Origin of the sequence: Arcicella aurantiaca (assembly GCF_003148625.1) — a bacterium.
GTDB lineage: Bacteria > Bacteroidota > Bacteroidia > Cytophagales > Spirosomataceae > Arcicella > Arcicella aurantiaca.
In genome coordinates this window covers 41,610-58,789 of sequence record NZ_QGGO01000019.1, presented here as the reverse complement: position 1 = coordinate 58,789, position 17,180 = coordinate 41,610, and the positions used below count along the sequence as shown (strand labels likewise).

Genomic DNA, 17,180 nt, shown 5'->3' with positions numbered 1-17,180 from the left:
TTTTATGGGTATATTTGTCGCTAATAAAATAAATAAATTTAACCTGCTGTTGTAAAGCAGATAATCCAAGCAGGAATAGGATAACTATTCACTAAAAAAATGAAAGTATTAAAATTCGGAGGAACTTCTTGTGGTACTATTGACAGTATCCAAGCGGTGTTAGGCATCATCAAAAGCAAACAAGCTAAAGGTGAGCAAGTTGCAGCAGTATTTTCAGCAATGGGTGGCGTGACCAACCAATTATTGAAAGCAGGAGATTTAGCGTCGGTAGGAGATACCACCTATTTTGACTTAGTTAAAGAGATTGAAAATCGTCATTTCACAGTTGTACGTGCCTTAATTGACGTAAAATCTCAGTCGAAAGTATTTGCAAATATCCGTACCATTATCAACGAATTAGAAGATTTACTGAAAGGTGTTTCGCTAATTCGTGAAATTTCTGACCGAACATCCGACCTTATCGTTAGCTTCGGAGAACGCCTTTCTACGACCTTAATTTATGAAATTCTTCATGCACAAGGCGTTGATTGTCAGTTTTTAGATGCTCGTAAAGTTGTTCGTACCGATGGTAACTTTGGTATGGCAGCGGTGAATTTTGAGGTAACCAATGCTCAAATTCAAACGTATTTCTCGAAAACAAAATCTCTACAATTAATTACGGGTTTTATTGGTTCAACTGAAAAGGGCGAAACCACAACCTTAGGTCGTGGAGGTTCTGATTATACAGGTTCAATTTTTGGTGCAGCTCTAAATGCGGAAGAAATTGAAATTTGGACAGACGTTGACGGCATGATGACCGCCGACCCACGCAAAGTTAAAAATGCCTTTACCATTCCGACCATCACGTATGCGGAGGCAATGGAATTGACGCATTTTGGAGCGAAAGTGATTTATCCGCCTTCGTTGCAACCTGCTTTTGCCAAAAATATTCCCATTAGAGTTCTCAATACTTTTAATACAGACTTTGTAGGTACGGTGGTAAATCGTGTTGCCGAACCTTCTGAATATATCATTACAGGTATCAGTTCTATTGATAATTTGGCTTTGGTCAATTTACAAGGTTCTGGTATGATTGGCGTTGCTGGGGTTTCAGCCAAACTATTTACTGTTTTAGCCAAACATCGCATTTCCGTTATTTTGATTTCACAAGCTTCTTCAGAACACTCAATATGTTTTGCGATTGAACCTTCGGCATCGGCATCGGTAAAAGCTTTATTGGAAGAAGAATTCAAAACTGAAATTGCCGACGGCGATGTAGAAGGCATTGATATTCAAGAAAATCTGTCTGTAATTGCCGTGGTGGGCGAAGGAATGCGTCGTCATACGGGCGTGAGTGGTAAATTATTCTCGGTTCTGGGTAAAAACGGTATCAATATCGTAGCAACGGCACAAGGTTCGTCAGAATTGAACATTTCTGTAGTAATTGAAAAGAAAGATATTTCAAAAGCCTTGAATGTTATCCATGATTCATTCTTTTTCTCGCAAGCCAAAACCTTAAACCTTTTCTTAGTGGGAACAGGTTTAATTGGAAAAGCCTTGTTAGAACAATTACAGGGACAAGAAAATTACTTGTCGAAATATAAAGCATTGAAAATTAATTTAGTAGGGGTGATGAATTCTCGAAAAATGCTCATTGACCCACAAGGAATTGATTTGAATAATTGGGAAGAAGAACGTGATTCAAAAGGAAAACCTGCTGAAATTTGGGCGTTTGTTGAAGAAGCAAAACGTTTGAATTTACCAAACTCTGTCTTTGCAGATTGTACAGCTAATAAAGAAATTCATAATTATTATTTAGGATTATTTGAAGCGAATATTTCGGTAGTAACGCCAAATAAAGTTGCTAATTCAGGACGTTATGAAGACTACGCCTTATTGCACAGAACAGCACTGAAAAAAGGCGTAAAATTCTTGTACGAAACTAATGTAGGAGCAGGCTTACCTGTCATCAATACGCTACAAGGATTAATTTCTTCGGGTGATAGATTTGAGAAAATCGAGGGTGTTTTATCTGGAACATTATCATATATTTTCAATAATTTCAAAGCAGGTGTAAAATTTGCCGACATCGTAAAAGAAGCCAAAGTAAAAGGTTATACCGAGCCAGACCCAAGAGAAGATTTGAGCGGAATGGACGTAGCCAGAAAGATTCTGATTTTAGGTCGTGAAATTGGTTTGAAATTAGAACCAGAAGACGTTACGATTGATAAGTTATTACCAGAAAACTGTGAACAAGCCCCAACAGTTGAAGATTTCTTTACTGAGTTAGAAGTTTCAAATGCCTATTTTGAAGCAATGGTAAACGAAGCAGATGCGAAAGGCGAAGTGTTGAGATTCATTGCGACTTTAGAAAATAACAAAATCAACATTGGCGTAAGAAGCATCGGAAAATCACATCCATTTTATATGATGGACGGAGCCGATAACGTGATTTCCTTCACCACCAAACGCTACCACGACCGCCCATTGGTCATCAAAGGACCGGGAGCAGGAGCAGAAGTAACCGCCTCAGGTGTGTTTGCAGATATTGTGGCAATTGGGAGTTATTTGGCTTAAACATATATGTTACATGATAAATTTAATAAGAATTAGAAATTTCAAATCCATCAGAGAAATGGAGCTGAAGCTCTTGCCTATCAATGTACTAATTGGTGCTAATGGAGCAGGCAAAAGTAATTTTATTAATTTTTTTAAATTAATCTATAATATTTATACTCAAAATTTACAAAACTATATTGCAGAAGAAGCAGGAGCAGAAAATGTTTTGTACAATGGATTAAAGGAATCTGAACGTCTTTTAGGAAGAATTGAGTTTGATAATACTAATGCTTACTCTTTTACTTTGAAGCCAAACCAACAAGGATATTTGTTTTTTGAATTTGATATAACTCGGTTTCATCATGGATATGGAAAAACTGATTGGGATGAAGTATCGCTTGGAAATGGATATTTAGAGAGTAGATTGAAAAATGAAGAAGGAGGACGATATAAGTATGTGAAAAAATATATGTCTTCATTTAAAATTTTTCATTTTCACGACACCAGTAAAACGGCAAAAATTAAGCAAAAATGTAATATTGATGATAATCAATTTTTATTTGAAGATGCTGGGAATTTAGCTGCTTATCTATATTTTCTTCAAGAAAAACATCCTAAAAGTTTCAAAAAAATAGAAATGATTATTAGGTCTGTTGCTCCATATTTTGACTGTTTTGTATTAGAACCTGACAGAATTAGAGAGGATAAAATACAATTGTCGTGGAGGCAAAAAGATTCAGATATGAATTTGTATGCAATGCAGTTATCAGATGGGACTTTACGCTTTATGGCTTTGGCAACATTACTATTACAGCCAGAACTTCCTTCAACCATCATTATAGATGAACCTGAATTAGGCTTACATCCTTTTGCCATCAATAAATTGGCTGGGCTAATCAAAAAAGCATCGGCTCAAAGTCAAATTATTATTTCGACCCAGTCCATAAATTTGGTTGATAATTTTAGTCCAGAAGATATTATTACTGTTGATAGAGAGGATAATCAATCGGTATTTGTTCGACAAAATAGTGAAAGTCTCAAAGATTGGCTTCGAGAGTATAGTATTGGTGATTTGTGGAATAAAAACGTAATAGGAGGTATGCCATGAAGCACTTATATATCATAGTTGAAGGACAAACGGAAGCTGAATTTGTCGAAAGATTGCTAATCTCATATTTATCAAATCAGGGATTACATACAAACATTCAACCTATTAAGATAACAATGAGTGGTGGCGGACATGGGTTTAACAATATTGAGCATTTTCGCAATACAATAAAACCTATTATGTATTATAAAGATGAACCAATAATAACAACCATGATTGACTATTCGGGTATTAATAGTGAGAAGAAAATGCCAAATTATCTGAATTGTATAGAAAAAAGTGACGTTGAGCAACGTATTTTGTGTATGGAAGAATCATTAAAAAACTATGTTAATACAATCAAACCATATACTAACTTTATTCCAAATATTCTACGGCATGAGTTTGAAACGTTACTATTTGCTAATCCTGAGGATGGATTTGATTTGGAAGACGAACAAATAAAAAGGGAAATAATTGATTTGAAAAGTAAATATTTAAGTATCGAAGATATAAATAGTTCCCCAGAAACTTTTCCTTCTAAAAGAATAGAGTCAATTTACTCAAGTATTAATAAAAAATATAATAAAATTGCGGATGGAGTTGATATTGCTGAATTAACGGGTATAAATAGTATTCTAAAGGAATGTCCCCATTTTAAGAATTGGCTTGATAAAATAACTCATGTTGTTTTAGAATCTTGATAGAGTTAACGAAATAAGTTTACTATTAGATGGGCTGTGGAAAGAAGCTGAAGTTGGATGAATTTTTATGTCCAAACAATCATTTCAAACCAAAATTCGTCCTAAGCATACACTTAAAATTCAAAACCTATGAAAACATCTATATTAACTCTTGTTCTATTTTTCTCATGCTTCTCGTTTGTATTGGCACAGAAAAAATATATGGTAAAAGTTACCACATTAGATAACAAAGTCTATAAAGGATTGATGTTTCAAGTTAGAGATAAAGACTTTTTAGTGTTACCAAACTCTACTCATTGGGATTTTAATGTTAAAGAAAATAATATTCCTCGAACCAAATCATTTGATTTTGGGATTGTGAAAAATATTAAAATTAGAAAAAGAGGAGGTGTTGGGAAAGGTGCTATTGTCGGATTTGTTGTAGGAACAACACTTTCTGGATTTGCAACCAGAAGTATTGTTAGAGATAAAAGTTTGAATCTTATGAGTCAGATTTTGGGTGGAATATCTGTACTGGTAATAGGGATGTGTGTTTCTCCTATTGTTGGAGGTACAATTGGAGGTTCATACCCTCATAAATTTGAAGTAAAAAAAGACTCAATTTCTCTCCAATCATTAAAGACAGAATTGAAAAAATATGCGTGGTATCATGCCAATGAAAGTATAGTTAAATGACAAATACAATAAAAGTTTTCGCCCCTGCGACGGTGGCAAATGTTGCCTGTGGATTTGATATTTTCGGTTTTGCCGTTGATAATCCTGGAGATGAACTAATCTTGAAGAAAGCGAATCATAAAGGCGTTAAAATTCTTAGTATTGAAGGTGATGAAGGTCGTTTGCCCTTAGATGCTGAAAAAAATACGGCAGGAATTGCCATTCTGAAATTCTTGGAAGCTATTGGTGAAGAAGGGCAAGGGTTTGAAATGAACCTTAAAAAGTTGATGCCGTTGGGTTCGGGATTGGGTTCTTCGGCGGCTTCTTCGGTGGCAGGTGTTTTTGCTGCTAATGAATTGATGGGCAGACCTTTGGCTCAAAAAGATTTATTGCCTTTTGCGATGGAAGGCGAGCGTATTGCTTGCGGTTCTGCTCATGCTGATAACGTGGGACCAAGTTTGATGGGTGGTTTTGTGGTTATTCGTTCTTATGAACCTTTGGATATTATTCAACTAAAAACGCCTCAAGAATTGTACGCAACCATCGTTCACCCGCATATTGAAGTAAATACGAAAGATGCTCGCAACATTTTGAAAAGAGAAATTTCTTTGAAAAATACCATTACCCAAATGGGGAATGTGGCGGGTTTAGTAGCAGGTTTAATGTTGCCAGATTACGACTTGATTTCGAGAAGCTTGGTAGATGTAATCATTGAGCCAATTCGTTCGATATTAATTCCTCAATTTGATGATGTAAAAAATGCTGCTTTAGACAGCGGAGCTTTGGGCTGTTCAATCTCGGGTTCTGGACCTTCAATGTTTGCTTTATCAAAAGATTTATTTACAGCCAATCGGGTTGGGAAAGCTATGCAAGATGGTTTTGCCAAAGTTGGGATTGGTTCAGAATGTTATGTTTCTGGCATTAATCAGGCGGGCCCTGTGGTGTTAGGATAAAGTTTTAAAAATTTCTTAAAAATAAAATGTCTGCAAAATTATTTGTAGGCATTTTATTTTAATAGACTTCCTTCGAAAGTGTTTTAAGTCGTAAAACAACATCTTTTCGGCTACAAATAGCGAAAATTTTTCAAGATTGGGCATCCCCCCATTTCTCTGCTATGCTTTCAAAATTCCCGCTATTTTCACTCGAAAATATACCATTTTTCAATCATAAAACACTTTCGCAGGAAGTCTAATGACGAATAATATTGACAACTTTTCTAAAAATCAAGTAAATAAAATAGCCAATTACTCCTCCAATACTATCCGCTAAAGCATCATACCATTCAAATCCTCGATGAAAAGATGCGGGTAAAATAGCTTGCCAAAACTCTATTCCAATACCATAAATTATAGCAATCAGTATTATTTTTAAAGGTTTATTAAATGAGAAAAGCCAAAAGAAAGTAAATCCTGCAAAAGCAATGAAATGGTTTGCTTTGTCACTTAAATTTTGTGGTGTAGGAATGTGTTGGCTTGGAATGGTACAGAGAATAAAAATAATGAGTGTCCAAATAGGGGCTGTATATTTAGATTGAAGTAGTTTTAGCAATTTTTCCATCTTGCAAAATTACGAAACTATAAATCAATGTTTTAAAAATATAAAAATATCGGCAATAAATTTCTTAATCGGAATTTTATTGCCGATTTGTGTTTTAAAATAAATGAATTACCCTATAAGAAAGCTTGTTTTTTGTATTATTTGACATACTTTTGAATTATTAAACCCGTTTCAAATCTTTATCAAAAACTATTTCTAATGAAAAAACTGATTTTTATCCTCTCTATTTGGACAATTTCGTTCGGTATTTTTGCCCAAAATCAATACAATATTATTCCTGTCCCTCAGAAACTCGAAGCACAAATAGGTGTTTTTACTGTTAATGATAAAACCGTTATTGTGGGTAATGCCGCTTGGGGAGATGTTGCGGAGCTATTGAATACGCAACTTAATACTTTAAATGGATGGAATAAAAAAGTAGTTGCTGATTCAAAGAAATTAGTAAAAGGTTCTATTCAGTTTGTGCAAGATGGAAGTATTCCTGAGGAGGGTTATAAATTGGATGTTTCTACAAAACAAGTAGTGATTTCTGCTAAAACGGCAAAAGGTGCATTTTACGGAGTTCAAACTTTGTTACAATTATTACCAACAGATGTTTTTAAAGACGGTAAAGTTGAAGGTGTAAAATGGTCGATTCCATGTTGTAAAATAGAAGATGCTCCAAGATATTCTTATCGTGGATTACATTTAGATGTTGGTCGTCATTTTTCTCCAGTATCTTTTATCAAAAAATATATTGATTTAATTGCTTTACATAAATTCAATACTTTTCACTGGCACTTGACAGAAGACCAAGGTTGGAGAATCGAAATCAAAAAATATCCCAAATTAACCGAAATTGGCTCTGTTCGTAAAGAAACTTTGGTAGGAAAATATGGAAGTGGCAAATATGATGGAAAACCTTATGGCGGCTTCTATACGCAAGAAGAAGTAAAGGAAGTTATTGCTTATGCTAAGAAAAAATACGTAACCATTGTTCCAGAAATTGAGATGCCTGGTCATGCTCAAGCGGCTTTGGCGGCATATCCAGAATTGGGTTGTAATCAAGATAAAATTTATCAAGTACATACAACTTGGGGTGTTTCAAACGATGTTTTTTGCCCAAGAGAAGAGACTTTTACATTCTTAGAAAATGTTTTGACAGAAGTAATTGATTTGTTCCCAAGCCAATATATCCACATTGGAGGAGACGAATGCCCGAAAGACCAATGGAAAACAAGTCGTTTTTGCCAAGATTTAATGAAGAAAGAGGGCTTGAAAGATGAACATGAATTACAAAGTTATTTTATCCGTAGAATCGATAAATTTATTACCTCAAAAGGTAGAAAAATGATTGGTTGGGATGAAATTTTAGAAGGAGGTTTGTCGCCAAATGCAACAGTAATGTCGTGGAGAGGTGAAGAAGGTGGGATTTTGGCAGCAAAACAAAACCATGATGTAATAATGACACCGGGTTCTCATTTGTATTTAGACCATTATCAGGCTGACCCGAAAACAGAACCATTGGCAATTGGCGGATTTTTAACTTTAGAAAAAGTGTATAGTTATGAACCCGCTCCGAAAGAATTAACGGCTGAACAAAAGAAATTTATACTTGGACTTCAAGCCAATGTTTGGACAGAATATATGCAAACGACCAATCAAATTGAGTACATGGTTTTCCCAAGAGCCTGTGCCGTTTCGGAAGTAGCTTGGTCGCCAAGTTCATCAAGAAATTTTGGAGATTTTACCAATCGCTTAAAAACACACATTGAACGTTTAGGAAACTTAAAGGTAAATTATGCCAAAAGTTTCTTAGCAGAAAAGAAATAAACACTTCAAAATCAATAAATTAATGCTTGTTCATGGTAGAATAACCTTTTAGGATATTCTACCTTTTTTGTTTAAAATGATTTGAGCATATTGAAATCTAATTTACTTTGTAACATGAAAAATTCCTTTGAAGATATTTATCAAGTTGTTCGCCTTATTCCTGAAGGCAGAGTAACGTCTTATGGTGCGATTGCAGAATATTTAGGCTCAAAAGGAGGAGCAAGATTTGTGGGCTGGGCTATGAATGCCTGTCACGGAGATGCTACTATTCCAGCACATAGAGTGGTTAATAGGGCAGGGGTACTAACAGGAAAAGCGTTTTTTGGAGGTGATAAAATGCAAGAGTTACTTGAAAACGAAGGAATTGTTGTTGAAAATGATAAAATAAAAAACCTTAAAAACCACTATTGGATTCCCAAAGATGAATTGCTTTAAACAGCGTGAAAGTCATCGTTATGAGATATAATTGAGCATCTTGTTCCAAAAAATATTATCTCGTACTTGCTCCTTCATGTTTATATCCTCACACGGCATGATTTTTGATATTTTTAGCACATAGACTCAGTTACCGCCATAGTAGAGTTTTAATAGCTAAGGATTTACAGAAATTTTATGCAAATGAATAAGAAACTTTTTCGTGGCGGGATGATTAGTGCATTATGCCTTTTGGGTATTGCTCTACTTGCATTTTCCTATCAAAAACTCAAAAAAATTGGACTCAGTGTTGAGTACGTTCCTACGGCTACAGTTGGAGAAGAAGTTAAATTCTTGTTTAGTGCTGGAGATAATATACAACGCATTAAAATTTTCTCTGATAAAGGAAGCCTTGGAACGATAAAAACCAGTCAGAATAAGGCTGAATTGAGTTTTGCGTTCGGTTTTCCGAGTGTTAAGAAATTGAGATTTGTAGGAATTTCTGCTACCAATGATACCGTTAGTGTAGCTTATGGGGAAATTGCCGTTACAGGAAAATCATTGGGAAATGTAGTGGTTATTCAAAACCCTCCGAGTAATTCATCGGCATCTACCTCTGGCGAACCTGATATTTCAAAAGCATCTTATCCATTACCGACGACCAATCTACGGTTTAATCCAACACCTGCTGAAGACCCATTTTTAGGTAGAAATCAAAATGTTTATGGGACAGCCATTGGGCATCCGACCCAAGATGAAGCCAGAGCATTTTTAGCAGATATTAAGCCAATTGCCATAGAATTAGGGCAAAAATATCAAGTGCCAGCCAGTGTAATTATGGCAATGGCAGCAATGGAAAGTGGTTATGGATATAGCAGAAATGCGGTTTTTGCCAATAATTTCTTTGGAATAAAACAATGGTGGGGAAATGAATCAAACGCCTATCAGTTGAAAGGACAGCCCGATGAATATGAAGGTAAAGTGCCAATTCTTAAAAAATCAGATGATGGACAAATCATTTATGATGAAAGTCGCCGTCCAGATAATTGGTATCGTCGTTTTGGGTCGAGACGGGAATGTATAGAATTTTTAGTAGAAGAAGTTTTCATGCACAAAACAGGAGCTTGGAAGCGAGATTATAGCGATATTGCCAAATATTATCGAGGACAGATTGCCTCAGGCGTGGAAAAATATTCAGCAGCCTACACATTCATTTATTCAGTTGGTGAACGTGGATATACCCACAAAGGAGGCAAATTTTACGCCGATAGAATCATGAAAGTAGTAGATAGATACGGATTGATAGAGAATGATTAATCATAGAAAAAGCCTCAAATTTGATTATTTGAGGCTTTTTTGTTTATTTGTTTTCAAAAATACAATTTAAAATTGGACTGTCATCTCTTAAATTTTCCCAAAATAAAATTGGAATTGATAACAAGCAAAATAAACCAAATTTAGCATGAATAAGCCATTTATTTGGATTGGGTTTTGCCCACTCTTGCCGAATATTAAATTTAAAAACACTGCTTAAAATAGTAGATGGATGTAAAATGGAGTTTTTGCAATTTTGCCCTTTGGTGATAAATCCCCTTTCTTCCATCATAAATTTTATACTTCTTTTATTGAAATGCCAAAAATGTCGAGGAACTTCATAAAGATTGTCATTTTGTGGATATTTCTTGAATTGCCAGCAATCTACATTGGGAACTTGAATAATTAAGTATCCTCCTTTTTTCAGAATATTGGTTTTGATATGATTAATTTGAGCGTCAAATTCTCTTAAATGTTCCAAGACGTGGTACATAAAAACGACATCATATTTCTGTTCTGGGAAAAAATCAATAGGATTTTTAATAACATAAAGACTCTTGTCTAAATCTGTTGTTATCATGTCAAATTCATCAATACCTGTTGCTCTAAAACCTTTTTGGCGTAAATATTCTACTCTCGACCCATTTCCACATCCATAATCTAACATGGTCATATTTTTTGAAAAATACTTACTATAAATACCAAAATCGTATCTATATTGGTCAAAACGATATAAGTTTTCAAAAAACGATAACTTGTTATCAATGCCAAAATAATTGCCTTCGTATAAAAAACCGAGGTCTTTATTCAAAATCATAGGGTCTGTAAAGTGAAAGCCACATTTTGTACAAGCTAAAACATCAAAGGTATCTTGCACCGATTCTTGTGGGTCATGTAGATTTTCAGCGACTTTATTGAGTTCTTCGCTTCCGCAGAGCCTACAAGTTTTACTATGTTGATATTGAACCATGATTTATTCTGTATTATAATTCGTTAGATTTATAACTATTCGCATAAAATTTACTGATGATATTACCAATGGTTTTTCCCCAAAGACTGGTAAATATTTCTATATCTTCTTTATGTCTGAAATTATCATCCAAATTGGCAGTAGTTGCAGACTGTGTATGGATTCGGTGGTACATTAATGCTTTATTGGTATAAACAAAAGCTCCTTGCATTTTAGCAACTCTCAGCCACGAGTTCCAGTCTAAGTTTACTTTAAAATGATTGTCAAATTGCCATTCTCCCAATTTTTCTTTGTTGTACATCACTGACGGACAACAAATTGGGCTACCAAATGCTAAACATAACCATTTATTGATTTTGCTCTTTCCTACATAATTTATTCCTAAAGAAAGCAATAAAATCCGCTTGATAAATAACAATAAATTTGTTTTTACGATTTGTTTATTACGGATTTCATAATAATTACAAAACGCAATTGAAGTATCATATTTAGAGGCTTTCTGTAATAAATTTTGGGTATAATTGGGCAAATAAATATCGTCTTGATGTGCTAATGTTATGTACTTTGTAGTGGCTTGGGCGTAAGCAAAAGTCCAATCATTGGCAATTGTTGGAACGCCTTTTCTGATAGCTAAAGAGAGGTTATATTTTTGAGCAATACTGTCGATGAAGCTGTTTGGAGTAGCAGTAGAAATAATGATTGTACTTTTTTCTGTTTGATTAATCAGCGATAAAATACATTCTTCCAAATAAACAGATTCTTTGTATGCCAGCACTACAAATGTATGTTTCATGTTTAGAAAATCTTATTTTATGGTACTTTCATTGAGTTGCTTTTCTTTCAAAAAAGCAACTTCATGAGCTAAATCTTTTATTTGACTTTGTAATTTAGAATTGACTATTGAAAGGTGGACTAAAAAGGTTACGATTGCCCCAATTGCTAATAAAAACAAAAGTGATGGAGGATAAAATACGCCTAATGCCAACGAAATTTGTTCTAAACCTTTTCGCCAAAAAGAAAAAATCAGTAACACAATTGTACAAGCAAACCAAACGATGGAATATTCTTCACGAAGTTTCCCACGAATAATTTGTCGGACAATAAAATACATGAATCCTAATGTGGCTAAGATACTGATTATCTGTATTTTGAAAGGTACTACATTTTCCATTTTCCTTTGAGTCTGATATAAACGAAAATTATTCCTAAACTAACTTTGAACATATAGTAAATCGCTCTGAATGAGTTGATTGAAGAAACGCCACCTTGTCTTTCGCACATTTCTACGGGTACTTCCTTCATGATTAATTTTCTCATTCCGAATAATACAATCGCTTCTGGTTCGGGGTATTCATCGGGATAATATTGGTTGACAAGTTCAAGCGTTTTTCTATTAAATACCCTAAATCCTGATGTACTGTCATGTATCGTCTGCCCAATCAAAAACTTATTTAACCATTTAAAATAAGTGATACCTAATCTCCTAAAAAATGAAGATTGAAAGCCTTTTCCTTCTAAAAATCGTGAGCCAATAATTACATCTGCTTTGTTGGTTTGTGCTTCTTGCAAAAGTTTTGGTAATTCAATGGCTGGATGTTGTCCGTCTCCGTCCATTTGTACCGCAAATTGATAGCCATTTCGGTATGCGTATTTATAACCGCTTTGCATTCCTCCGCCAATGCCTAAGTTTACAGGTAAATCTAAGTATAGACAATCTAAAGATTTAATAACTTGTAGCGTATTATCTTTAGAACAATCATTTACCACTAAAATATCAATCGGTAAGTCATGTTGTTTTTTTACCGATTGAATATCATTGACCAAATTTTGGATAGACGCTTCTTCGTTATAGCAAGGAATAATGACTAATATTTTGGCTCTTTGCTTAGTCATTTCTTTGGTAGATTTGAACCGTAGAATCTGCAATTCTTTTCATACAACGCACTTCTACGGGTTGTGGCTGTCTATCAAAAATCATGTATTTAACTTTCAATTCCTTCAAGCGTGGCGAACAACCATCAATACCAATTGAATATCCATCTTCAAAATTGAGAGCTACTACGGTTGAGTCTTTTCCGTCTATATACGAACTATAAACTGTATGAGCATAACGGTTATAAACGGTATCACGCTTGTATTTACCATCAATTACTTTCATCGTTTTGAAGTCTGGAACATATTTTACACCTCCTAAAACATTTACGCCTGTGGCTTGGGTGATATATCCGTAAAATTGACTACCATTAACCATCCATCTTTGGTGTGGGTCAGCTTTATCAATTGCTTTTATTTGCTGATAAATATTATGTTCAGTTATTGGGGCAAGTCCTTTGGCAATAGGGTTTACCATGATATTTGGCACTAAGGTAACTGCAATTACACTGGTAAAAATAACTTCTCTAAACTTTATATTGAGAGGAAATAAGAGCATAATATTGGCAATTCCGAAAAGAATAACGCCGATTACTAATTGTGGTGCTTTGAAGAAATTTCCAGAACTGCTATCGTTTGTCGCAGCCGTAATTCCCATAAAAAGAATGGTAATAATAATGGAAATCACTTTTTTAGAAATAGGCAAATCTGAAATTTTCATGTATTTCAATTGACTTACATAAATAATGGCGAGAATAACGTTGGCTACACCAAAAGGAATTTGTGTTCTTTTGGGTGGACTCATACTCATTAGAGTCAATTTAGCAATGCTTTCAGGGAAACCAACTTTTATCCAAATCAAGATGAAAACGACAAAAATGCTTGGCAATAAAACTAAATAATTGATTTTTTGGGTAGTTGCATAATACCAAATCATGCAACCAACAATGACAGGAGCAAAATTGATATAGTGAGATAATTCACAAATATTTATCCAAGCCTGTGGAAAACTATCGGAATTGACAAATAAATGATAATACTCTGAAAACATATTGGTAGGAAAACCTGAGCCTCCAAAATCTGTTCTTTTACCCGGATAAGCCGTATTCATCATGGCTTCGATAGTTGGTTTCGCATCCGAATAAAACTTAAAAAAGATGATTCCTAATGCTGCAAAAGCACCTAAACCCAAACCTAATTTGATGAATAATTTATCGAAAATAATGTCTTTATTAAAATGATGAATTACGTAACCTGCTAATAAAAATATTACAAAATAAGCTAATGGTAATTGGTATGGCGGGTATAAAATGGTAGCATAATACACACTAAACAGGACGAAAAGTAAGGTGCTGATAATGAGCGAAATAATATTTTTGCTAAAAATTAGATAAACGGCACAAGTAAATAAAATAGCTGCCAAGAAAATACAGTCAGGCCAAGAGGTTGAATACCACCATTGTGTTCCCGAAGAATATAAAAGCCAGAAACCTCCGAAGATTGATAATAACAAATTATTGCCTGTTAATAACATCAACATTAAGGTAACTGAAATTAATATACCGAAAGTCTTGAAGTTCCAAGCCCATGCAAAAGCCTGTTCTTGCGACAAGAAATAATATGCCCAAAAGTTTGGTCTGAAAGCTGTAACAAAGTGATTGACAGGAACAAAACCAATTAAAGGAGCATTCTGACCACCAATAGCTTGATTTGCCGTAGGAAAATTATTATTGTATTGGGAAAGTGTAAAAGGCGTTAGAACGGCATATTCATCCATTCTAATTCTTTTGGGAGTTCCTGCTAAAATGCTTTTTGTGGAGGTTGAACCCTCTGGAATAATGTCATTCCATGAAGCAACAGACGAACCATGAATTTTTAGAAGTGATAAAATTAAGAATGCTAAAACACAGATTCCTAAGTAAATATTGAGTTTTTTGTCGAAACGAATTAACTCAAAAGGCTGAGTTATTTCATTCAAATGTTCAATTTTATTGTCAGCCACAGGAGATTTAGCAGAGCTATTCTCATTAATAGTGTTGCTTGGCGGAATCACAGGACTGTTTGTAGAAACCTTTTGGGTTTTGTGTTTTTTCATTTTATGGGTATTTAATAAGGAACATTTATCAATAATTATTCCAAATTTTACCATAATTCTGATTGATTCCAAAAAATGGAATCAAAACTTCAAATACGCTTTGCCTCCTAAACCTCTCATTTGGCGTACGATAAAATTCGTGCGTCTTTGTACATATCCAGATGGATTGGCAATTGAAAAACGATTTGGACTTGGAAGCACTGCGGCTATTCTGGCGGCTTCTGTTCTTGTTAAACTTTTAGCTCCGTGTCCGTAAAAGCGTAAAGAAGTTGCTTCTACGCCAAAGGTCATTTTCCCCATTTCTGCCACATTTAAGTAAACTTCCAAAATGCGTTCTTTCCCCCAAATTACCTCAATCAAAAAGGTAAAATACACTTCTAATACCTTTCTGACGTAACTTCTGCCTTGCCATAAGAAAACATTTTTGGCAACTTGTTGAGAAATGGTACTTGCTCCTTTGATTTTTTTTCCTTTTAAATTATGACGAAATGCACCCCACATTGCCCCAAAATCAAAGCCATAATGTTGTGGGAAAAGCTGGTCTTCTGAGGCAACAACTGCCAAAGCGGCTTCTTTTGAAATATTTTCGTAAGGCTCCCAATCTGAATGGATTTCCGAGTCTCTTCCTTCGGCAATAGCTGTAATTTTACGGTCAATCATCGTTGGCGTTATCCAAACGGGTACGAATTTTAAGAGTACCACCGTAACCAATGAAACGCCAATACCATAAAGAATATATTTGAATAATTTATTGATGATAAATCTGATAATAGGCTGACGTTCACGAAAAGCCTTAAAACGTTGCCAAGCATTAAGTTTTGCAGGTTCGTTTTGTGGTTGTTCTTCATGTTGTGGATTTCTGAACGTATTTTTTGCCATAATGTTATGAATGATTTTTGCGATGAGGAGAATAGAGTTTAACCTAATTCGGAAGGTCTTGTTTCAAACTACAAAATTACGATTCTTTTTGAAGGTAGGCAATCTAAAAATGTGAAACTTCAAGTTTTACATGAATAAATCAGAAGCTATTCTGTCAGCAAATAATTTTCCTTTGGATGTAAGTAACAACGTATCGTTTTCAATCAAGATGAAATTGTCAGCTAATTGATTTTGAATGATTTTTTTATTCAGTTCTATGAAGTTTGAATCTGACAACTGATTGATTTTCTGAATATTACAGCCCCATTTGGTACGTAAGCCTGTCAATAAATATTCGTTGACTTTATCTTCCAAACTTAAAATTTCAATTTCTGAAGGGACTGAGTTTTGTTGTAAAGCTTTGATATATTGTGTGTTATTTGGCACATTGTATTGTCGGCTTACATGGTTGAAACTGTGTGCCGAAGGACCAATACCCAAATATTCTTCTTGTTTCCAATAACTTGTATTGTGGCGTGAATATTGATTGTTTCGTGCAAAATTGGAAATTTCATACTGCTCAAAACCACTTTGTGCTAAATAAGTTACTAAAATATCAAATTGTGTTGCGGCATAATCATCATCAATCGTTTGTATTTTTCCTTGTTTTAACCATTTTCCAAAAACGGTTTGTGGCTCAATCGTAAGGCAATAAGCAGATATATGATTGGTATTTAGTGCCGTAGCTTTTTCTAAGTCGGTATATAAAATATCGTCTCTTTCGGCAGGAATGGCATAGATTAAATCAATCGTAATGTTCTCAATCCCAGAGTCTTGTGCTGATTTTACGCAAGTTTCTGCTTCTTCTGAACTATGAATTCTATTAAGGCTTTTTAAGTGTGGTTCATGAAAAGACTGAATGCCAATACTAAGTCGATTGATATTGTACTTTTTGAATAATTGAAGTTTCTCTTTCGTCAAATCATCAGGATTGGCTTCAAGGGTAATTTCAGCGTCTGATTTTATGTTAAAATATTTTGAAATGGCTTCAAAAATCTGGGCAAAATCGTCATCTTCCAATAACGAAGGCGTTCCACCACCAAAGTAGATAGTTTCTAAATTCTTGTCTTTCAAATAATCCTTTTGCAAAGCAATTTCCTGACAAAGAGCGTGTACAATTTCATTTTTAGTTTTCAAAGAAGTGCTAAAATGAAAGTCGCAATAATGACAAGCTTGTCGGCAAAAAGGTATGTGGAGGTATAAGTGCATTTTATGGAAAAATGTGCATATTATTTATGATATACA

General features: G+C 34.5%; 16 protein-coding genes. 8 read left to right on the top strand and 8 right to left on the bottom strand.

Annotation, left to right across the window (positions count from 1 at the left end):
- Positions 1 to 99: 99 nt before the first annotated feature.
- From thrA to LV89_RS16650, 5 genes are all read left to right on the top strand, one after another.
- Positions 100 to 2,556, top strand: coding sequence for a bifunctional aspartate kinase/homoserine dehydrogenase I (gene thrA / locus LV89_RS16670; RefSeq protein WP_109744058.1), 2,457 nt, complete (start codon positions 100 to 102; stop codon positions 2,554 to 2,556).
- Positions 2,557 to 2,569: 13 nt separating this feature from the next.
- A complete protein-coding gene (locus LV89_RS16665) occupies positions 2,570 to 3,646 on the top strand; it encodes an AAA family ATPase (RefSeq protein ID WP_109744057.1) in 1,077 nt (358 codons plus the stop codon).
- Positions 3,643 to 4,329 (top strand): DUF4276 family protein, encoded by a 687-nt coding sequence (locus LV89_RS16660; protein WP_109744056.1) that lies wholly within the window; start codon positions 3,643 to 3,645, stop codon positions 4,327 to 4,329. Before LV89_RS16665 ends, LV89_RS16660 begins: the two co-directional genes overlap by 4 nt.
- 129 nt (positions 4,330 to 4,458) lie before the next feature.
- The gene (locus LV89_RS16655; RefSeq protein WP_146199187.1) at positions 4,459 to 5,004 is read left to right on the top strand and encodes a hypothetical protein; all 546 of its coding nucleotides are present in this window, start codon (positions 4,459 to 4,461) and stop codon (positions 5,002 to 5,004) included.
- Positions 5,001 to 5,936, top strand: coding sequence for a homoserine kinase (locus LV89_RS16650; RefSeq protein WP_109744054.1), 936 nt, complete (start codon positions 5,001 to 5,003; stop codon positions 5,934 to 5,936). The genes LV89_RS16655 and LV89_RS16650 overlap by 4 nt, the downstream gene beginning before the upstream one ends.
- A 235-nt stretch (positions 5,937 to 6,171) precedes the next feature.
- Here the strand turns inward: LV89_RS16650 and LV89_RS16645 are convergent, their stop codons facing one another.
- A complete protein-coding gene (locus LV89_RS16645; RefSeq protein ID WP_109744053.1) occupies positions 6,172 to 6,540 on the bottom strand; it encodes a VanZ family protein in 369 nt (122 codons plus the stop codon).
- 198 nt (positions 6,541 to 6,738) lie between these two features.
- Here LV89_RS16645 and LV89_RS16640 point away from each other — a divergent pair, with 198 nt between their 5' ends.
- From LV89_RS16640 to LV89_RS16630, 3 genes are all read left to right on the top strand, one after another.
- Positions 6,739 to 8,352 (top strand): beta-N-acetylhexosaminidase, encoded by a 1,614-nt coding sequence (locus tag LV89_RS16640; protein ID WP_109744052.1) that lies wholly within the window; start codon positions 6,739 to 6,741, stop codon positions 8,350 to 8,352.
- Between the two features lie 114 nt (positions 8,353 to 8,466).
- Positions 8,467 to 8,787, top strand: coding sequence for an MGMT family protein (locus LV89_RS16635; protein WP_109744051.1), 321 nt, complete (start codon positions 8,467 to 8,469; stop codon positions 8,785 to 8,787).
- Between the two features lie 183 nt (positions 8,788 to 8,970).
- Positions 8,971 to 10,083: a glucosaminidase domain-containing protein gene (locus tag LV89_RS16630; protein WP_158279613.1), complete on the top strand. Its 1,113-nt coding sequence runs from the start codon at positions 8,971 to 8,973 to the stop codon at positions 10,081 to 10,083.
- Positions 10,084 to 10,126: 43 nt separating this feature from the next.
- Here LV89_RS16630 and LV89_RS16625 read toward each other — a convergent pair whose 3' ends face one another.
- The 7 genes from LV89_RS16625 to hemW form a co-directional block, all read right to left on the bottom strand.
- Positions 10,127 to 11,050 carry a class I SAM-dependent methyltransferase gene (locus LV89_RS16625; protein ID WP_109744049.1) on the bottom strand — a complete coding sequence of 308 codons (924 nt, stop codon included), beginning with the start codon at positions 11,048 to 11,050 and terminating at the stop codon, positions 10,127 to 10,129.
- Between the two features lie 13 nt (positions 11,051 to 11,063).
- Positions 11,064 to 11,843 carry a glycosyltransferase gene (locus LV89_RS16620; RefSeq protein ID WP_109744048.1) on the bottom strand — a complete coding sequence of 260 codons (780 nt, stop codon included), beginning with the start codon at positions 11,841 to 11,843 and terminating at the stop codon, positions 11,064 to 11,066.
- 12 nt (positions 11,844 to 11,855) lie between these two features.
- The gene (locus LV89_RS16615; protein ID WP_109744047.1) at positions 11,856 to 12,221 is read right to left on the bottom strand and encodes a DUF2304 domain-containing protein; all 366 of its coding nucleotides are present in this window, start codon (positions 12,219 to 12,221) and stop codon (positions 11,856 to 11,858) included.
- Positions 12,209 to 12,943 carry a glycosyltransferase family 2 protein gene (locus LV89_RS16610; RefSeq protein WP_109744046.1) on the bottom strand — a complete coding sequence of 245 codons (735 nt, stop codon included), beginning with the start codon at positions 12,941 to 12,943 and terminating at the stop codon, positions 12,209 to 12,211. Before LV89_RS16610 ends, LV89_RS16615 begins: the two co-directional genes overlap by 13 nt.
- Positions 12,936 to 15,017, bottom strand: a complete 2,082-nt coding sequence (locus LV89_RS16605; RefSeq protein ID WP_146199186.1) for a DUF7657 domain-containing protein — start codon at positions 15,015 to 15,017, stop codon at positions 12,936 to 12,938. The genes LV89_RS16610 and LV89_RS16605 overlap by 8 nt, the downstream gene beginning before the upstream one ends.
- A gap of 81 nt (positions 15,018 to 15,098) precedes the next feature.
- Entirely contained in the window at positions 15,099 to 15,896 is a 798-nt protein-coding gene (gene mtgA / locus LV89_RS16600; RefSeq protein ID WP_109744044.1) for a monofunctional biosynthetic peptidoglycan transglycosylase, read from the bottom strand.
- A 126-nt stretch (positions 15,897 to 16,022) separates the two neighbouring features.
- Positions 16,023 to 17,144: a radical SAM family heme chaperone HemW gene (hemW, locus tag LV89_RS16595; RefSeq protein WP_109744043.1), complete on the bottom strand. Its 1,122-nt coding sequence runs from the start codon at positions 17,142 to 17,144 to the stop codon at positions 16,023 to 16,025.
- Between the last annotated feature and the right edge of the window lie 36 nt (positions 17,145 to 17,180).

What these genes read in the sequence shown, in the direction of transcription:
- LV89_RS16615 (WP_109744047.1), bottom strand. Translation starts at nt 12,221, where the DNA reads ATGGAAAATGTAGTACCTTTCAAAATACAGATAATCAGTATCTTAGCC.
- LV89_RS16665 (WP_109744057.1), top strand. Translation starts at nt 2,570, where the DNA reads ATGATAAATTTAATAAGAATTAGAAATTTCAAATCCATCAGAGAAATG.
- LV89_RS16655 (WP_146199187.1), top strand. Translation starts at nt 4,459, where the DNA reads ATGAAAACATCTATATTAACTCTTGTTCTATTTTTCTCATGCTTCTCG.
- LV89_RS16640 (WP_109744052.1), top strand. Translation starts at nt 6,739, where the DNA reads ATGAAAAAACTGATTTTTATCCTCTCTATTTGGACAATTTCGTTCGGT.
- LV89_RS16620 (WP_109744048.1), bottom strand. Translation starts at nt 11,843, where the DNA reads ATGAAACATACATTTGTAGTGCTGGCATACAAAGAATCTGTTTATTTG.
- LV89_RS16660 (WP_109744056.1), top strand. Translation starts at nt 3,643, where the DNA reads ATGAAGCACTTATATATCATAGTTGAAGGACAAACGGAAGCTGAATTT.
- hemW (WP_109744043.1), bottom strand. Translation starts at nt 17,144, where the DNA reads ATGCACTTATACCTCCACATACCTTTTTGCCGACAAGCTTGTCATTAT.
- LV89_RS16635 (WP_109744051.1), top strand. Translation starts at nt 8,467, where the DNA reads ATGAAAAATTCCTTTGAAGATATTTATCAAGTTGTTCGCCTTATTCCT.
- LV89_RS16630 (WP_158279613.1), top strand. Translation starts at nt 8,971, where the DNA reads ATGAATAAGAAACTTTTTCGTGGCGGGATGATTAGTGCATTATGCCTT.
- LV89_RS16605 (WP_146199186.1), bottom strand. Translation starts at nt 15,017, where the DNA reads ATGAAAAAACACAAAACCCAAAAGGTTTCTACAAACAGTCCTGTGATT.
- thrA (WP_109744058.1), top strand. Translation starts at nt 100, where the DNA reads ATGAAAGTATTAAAATTCGGAGGAACTTCTTGTGGTACTATTGACAGT.
- LV89_RS16645 (WP_109744053.1), bottom strand. Translation starts at nt 6,540, where the DNA reads ATGGAAAAATTGCTAAAACTACTTCAATCTAAATATACAGCCCCTATT.
- LV89_RS16610 (WP_109744046.1), bottom strand. Translation starts at nt 12,943, where the DNA reads ATGACTAAGCAAAGAGCCAAAATATTAGTCATTATTCCTTGCTATAAC.
- LV89_RS16650 (WP_109744054.1), top strand. Translation starts at nt 5,001, where the DNA reads ATGACAAATACAATAAAAGTTTTCGCCCCTGCGACGGTGGCAAATGTT.
- LV89_RS16625 (WP_109744049.1), bottom strand. Translation starts at nt 11,050, where the DNA reads ATGGTTCAATATCAACATAGTAAAACTTGTAGGCTCTGCGGAAGCGAA.
- mtgA (WP_109744044.1), bottom strand. Translation starts at nt 15,896, where the DNA reads ATGGCAAAAAATACGTTCAGAAATCCACAACATGAAGAACAACCACAA.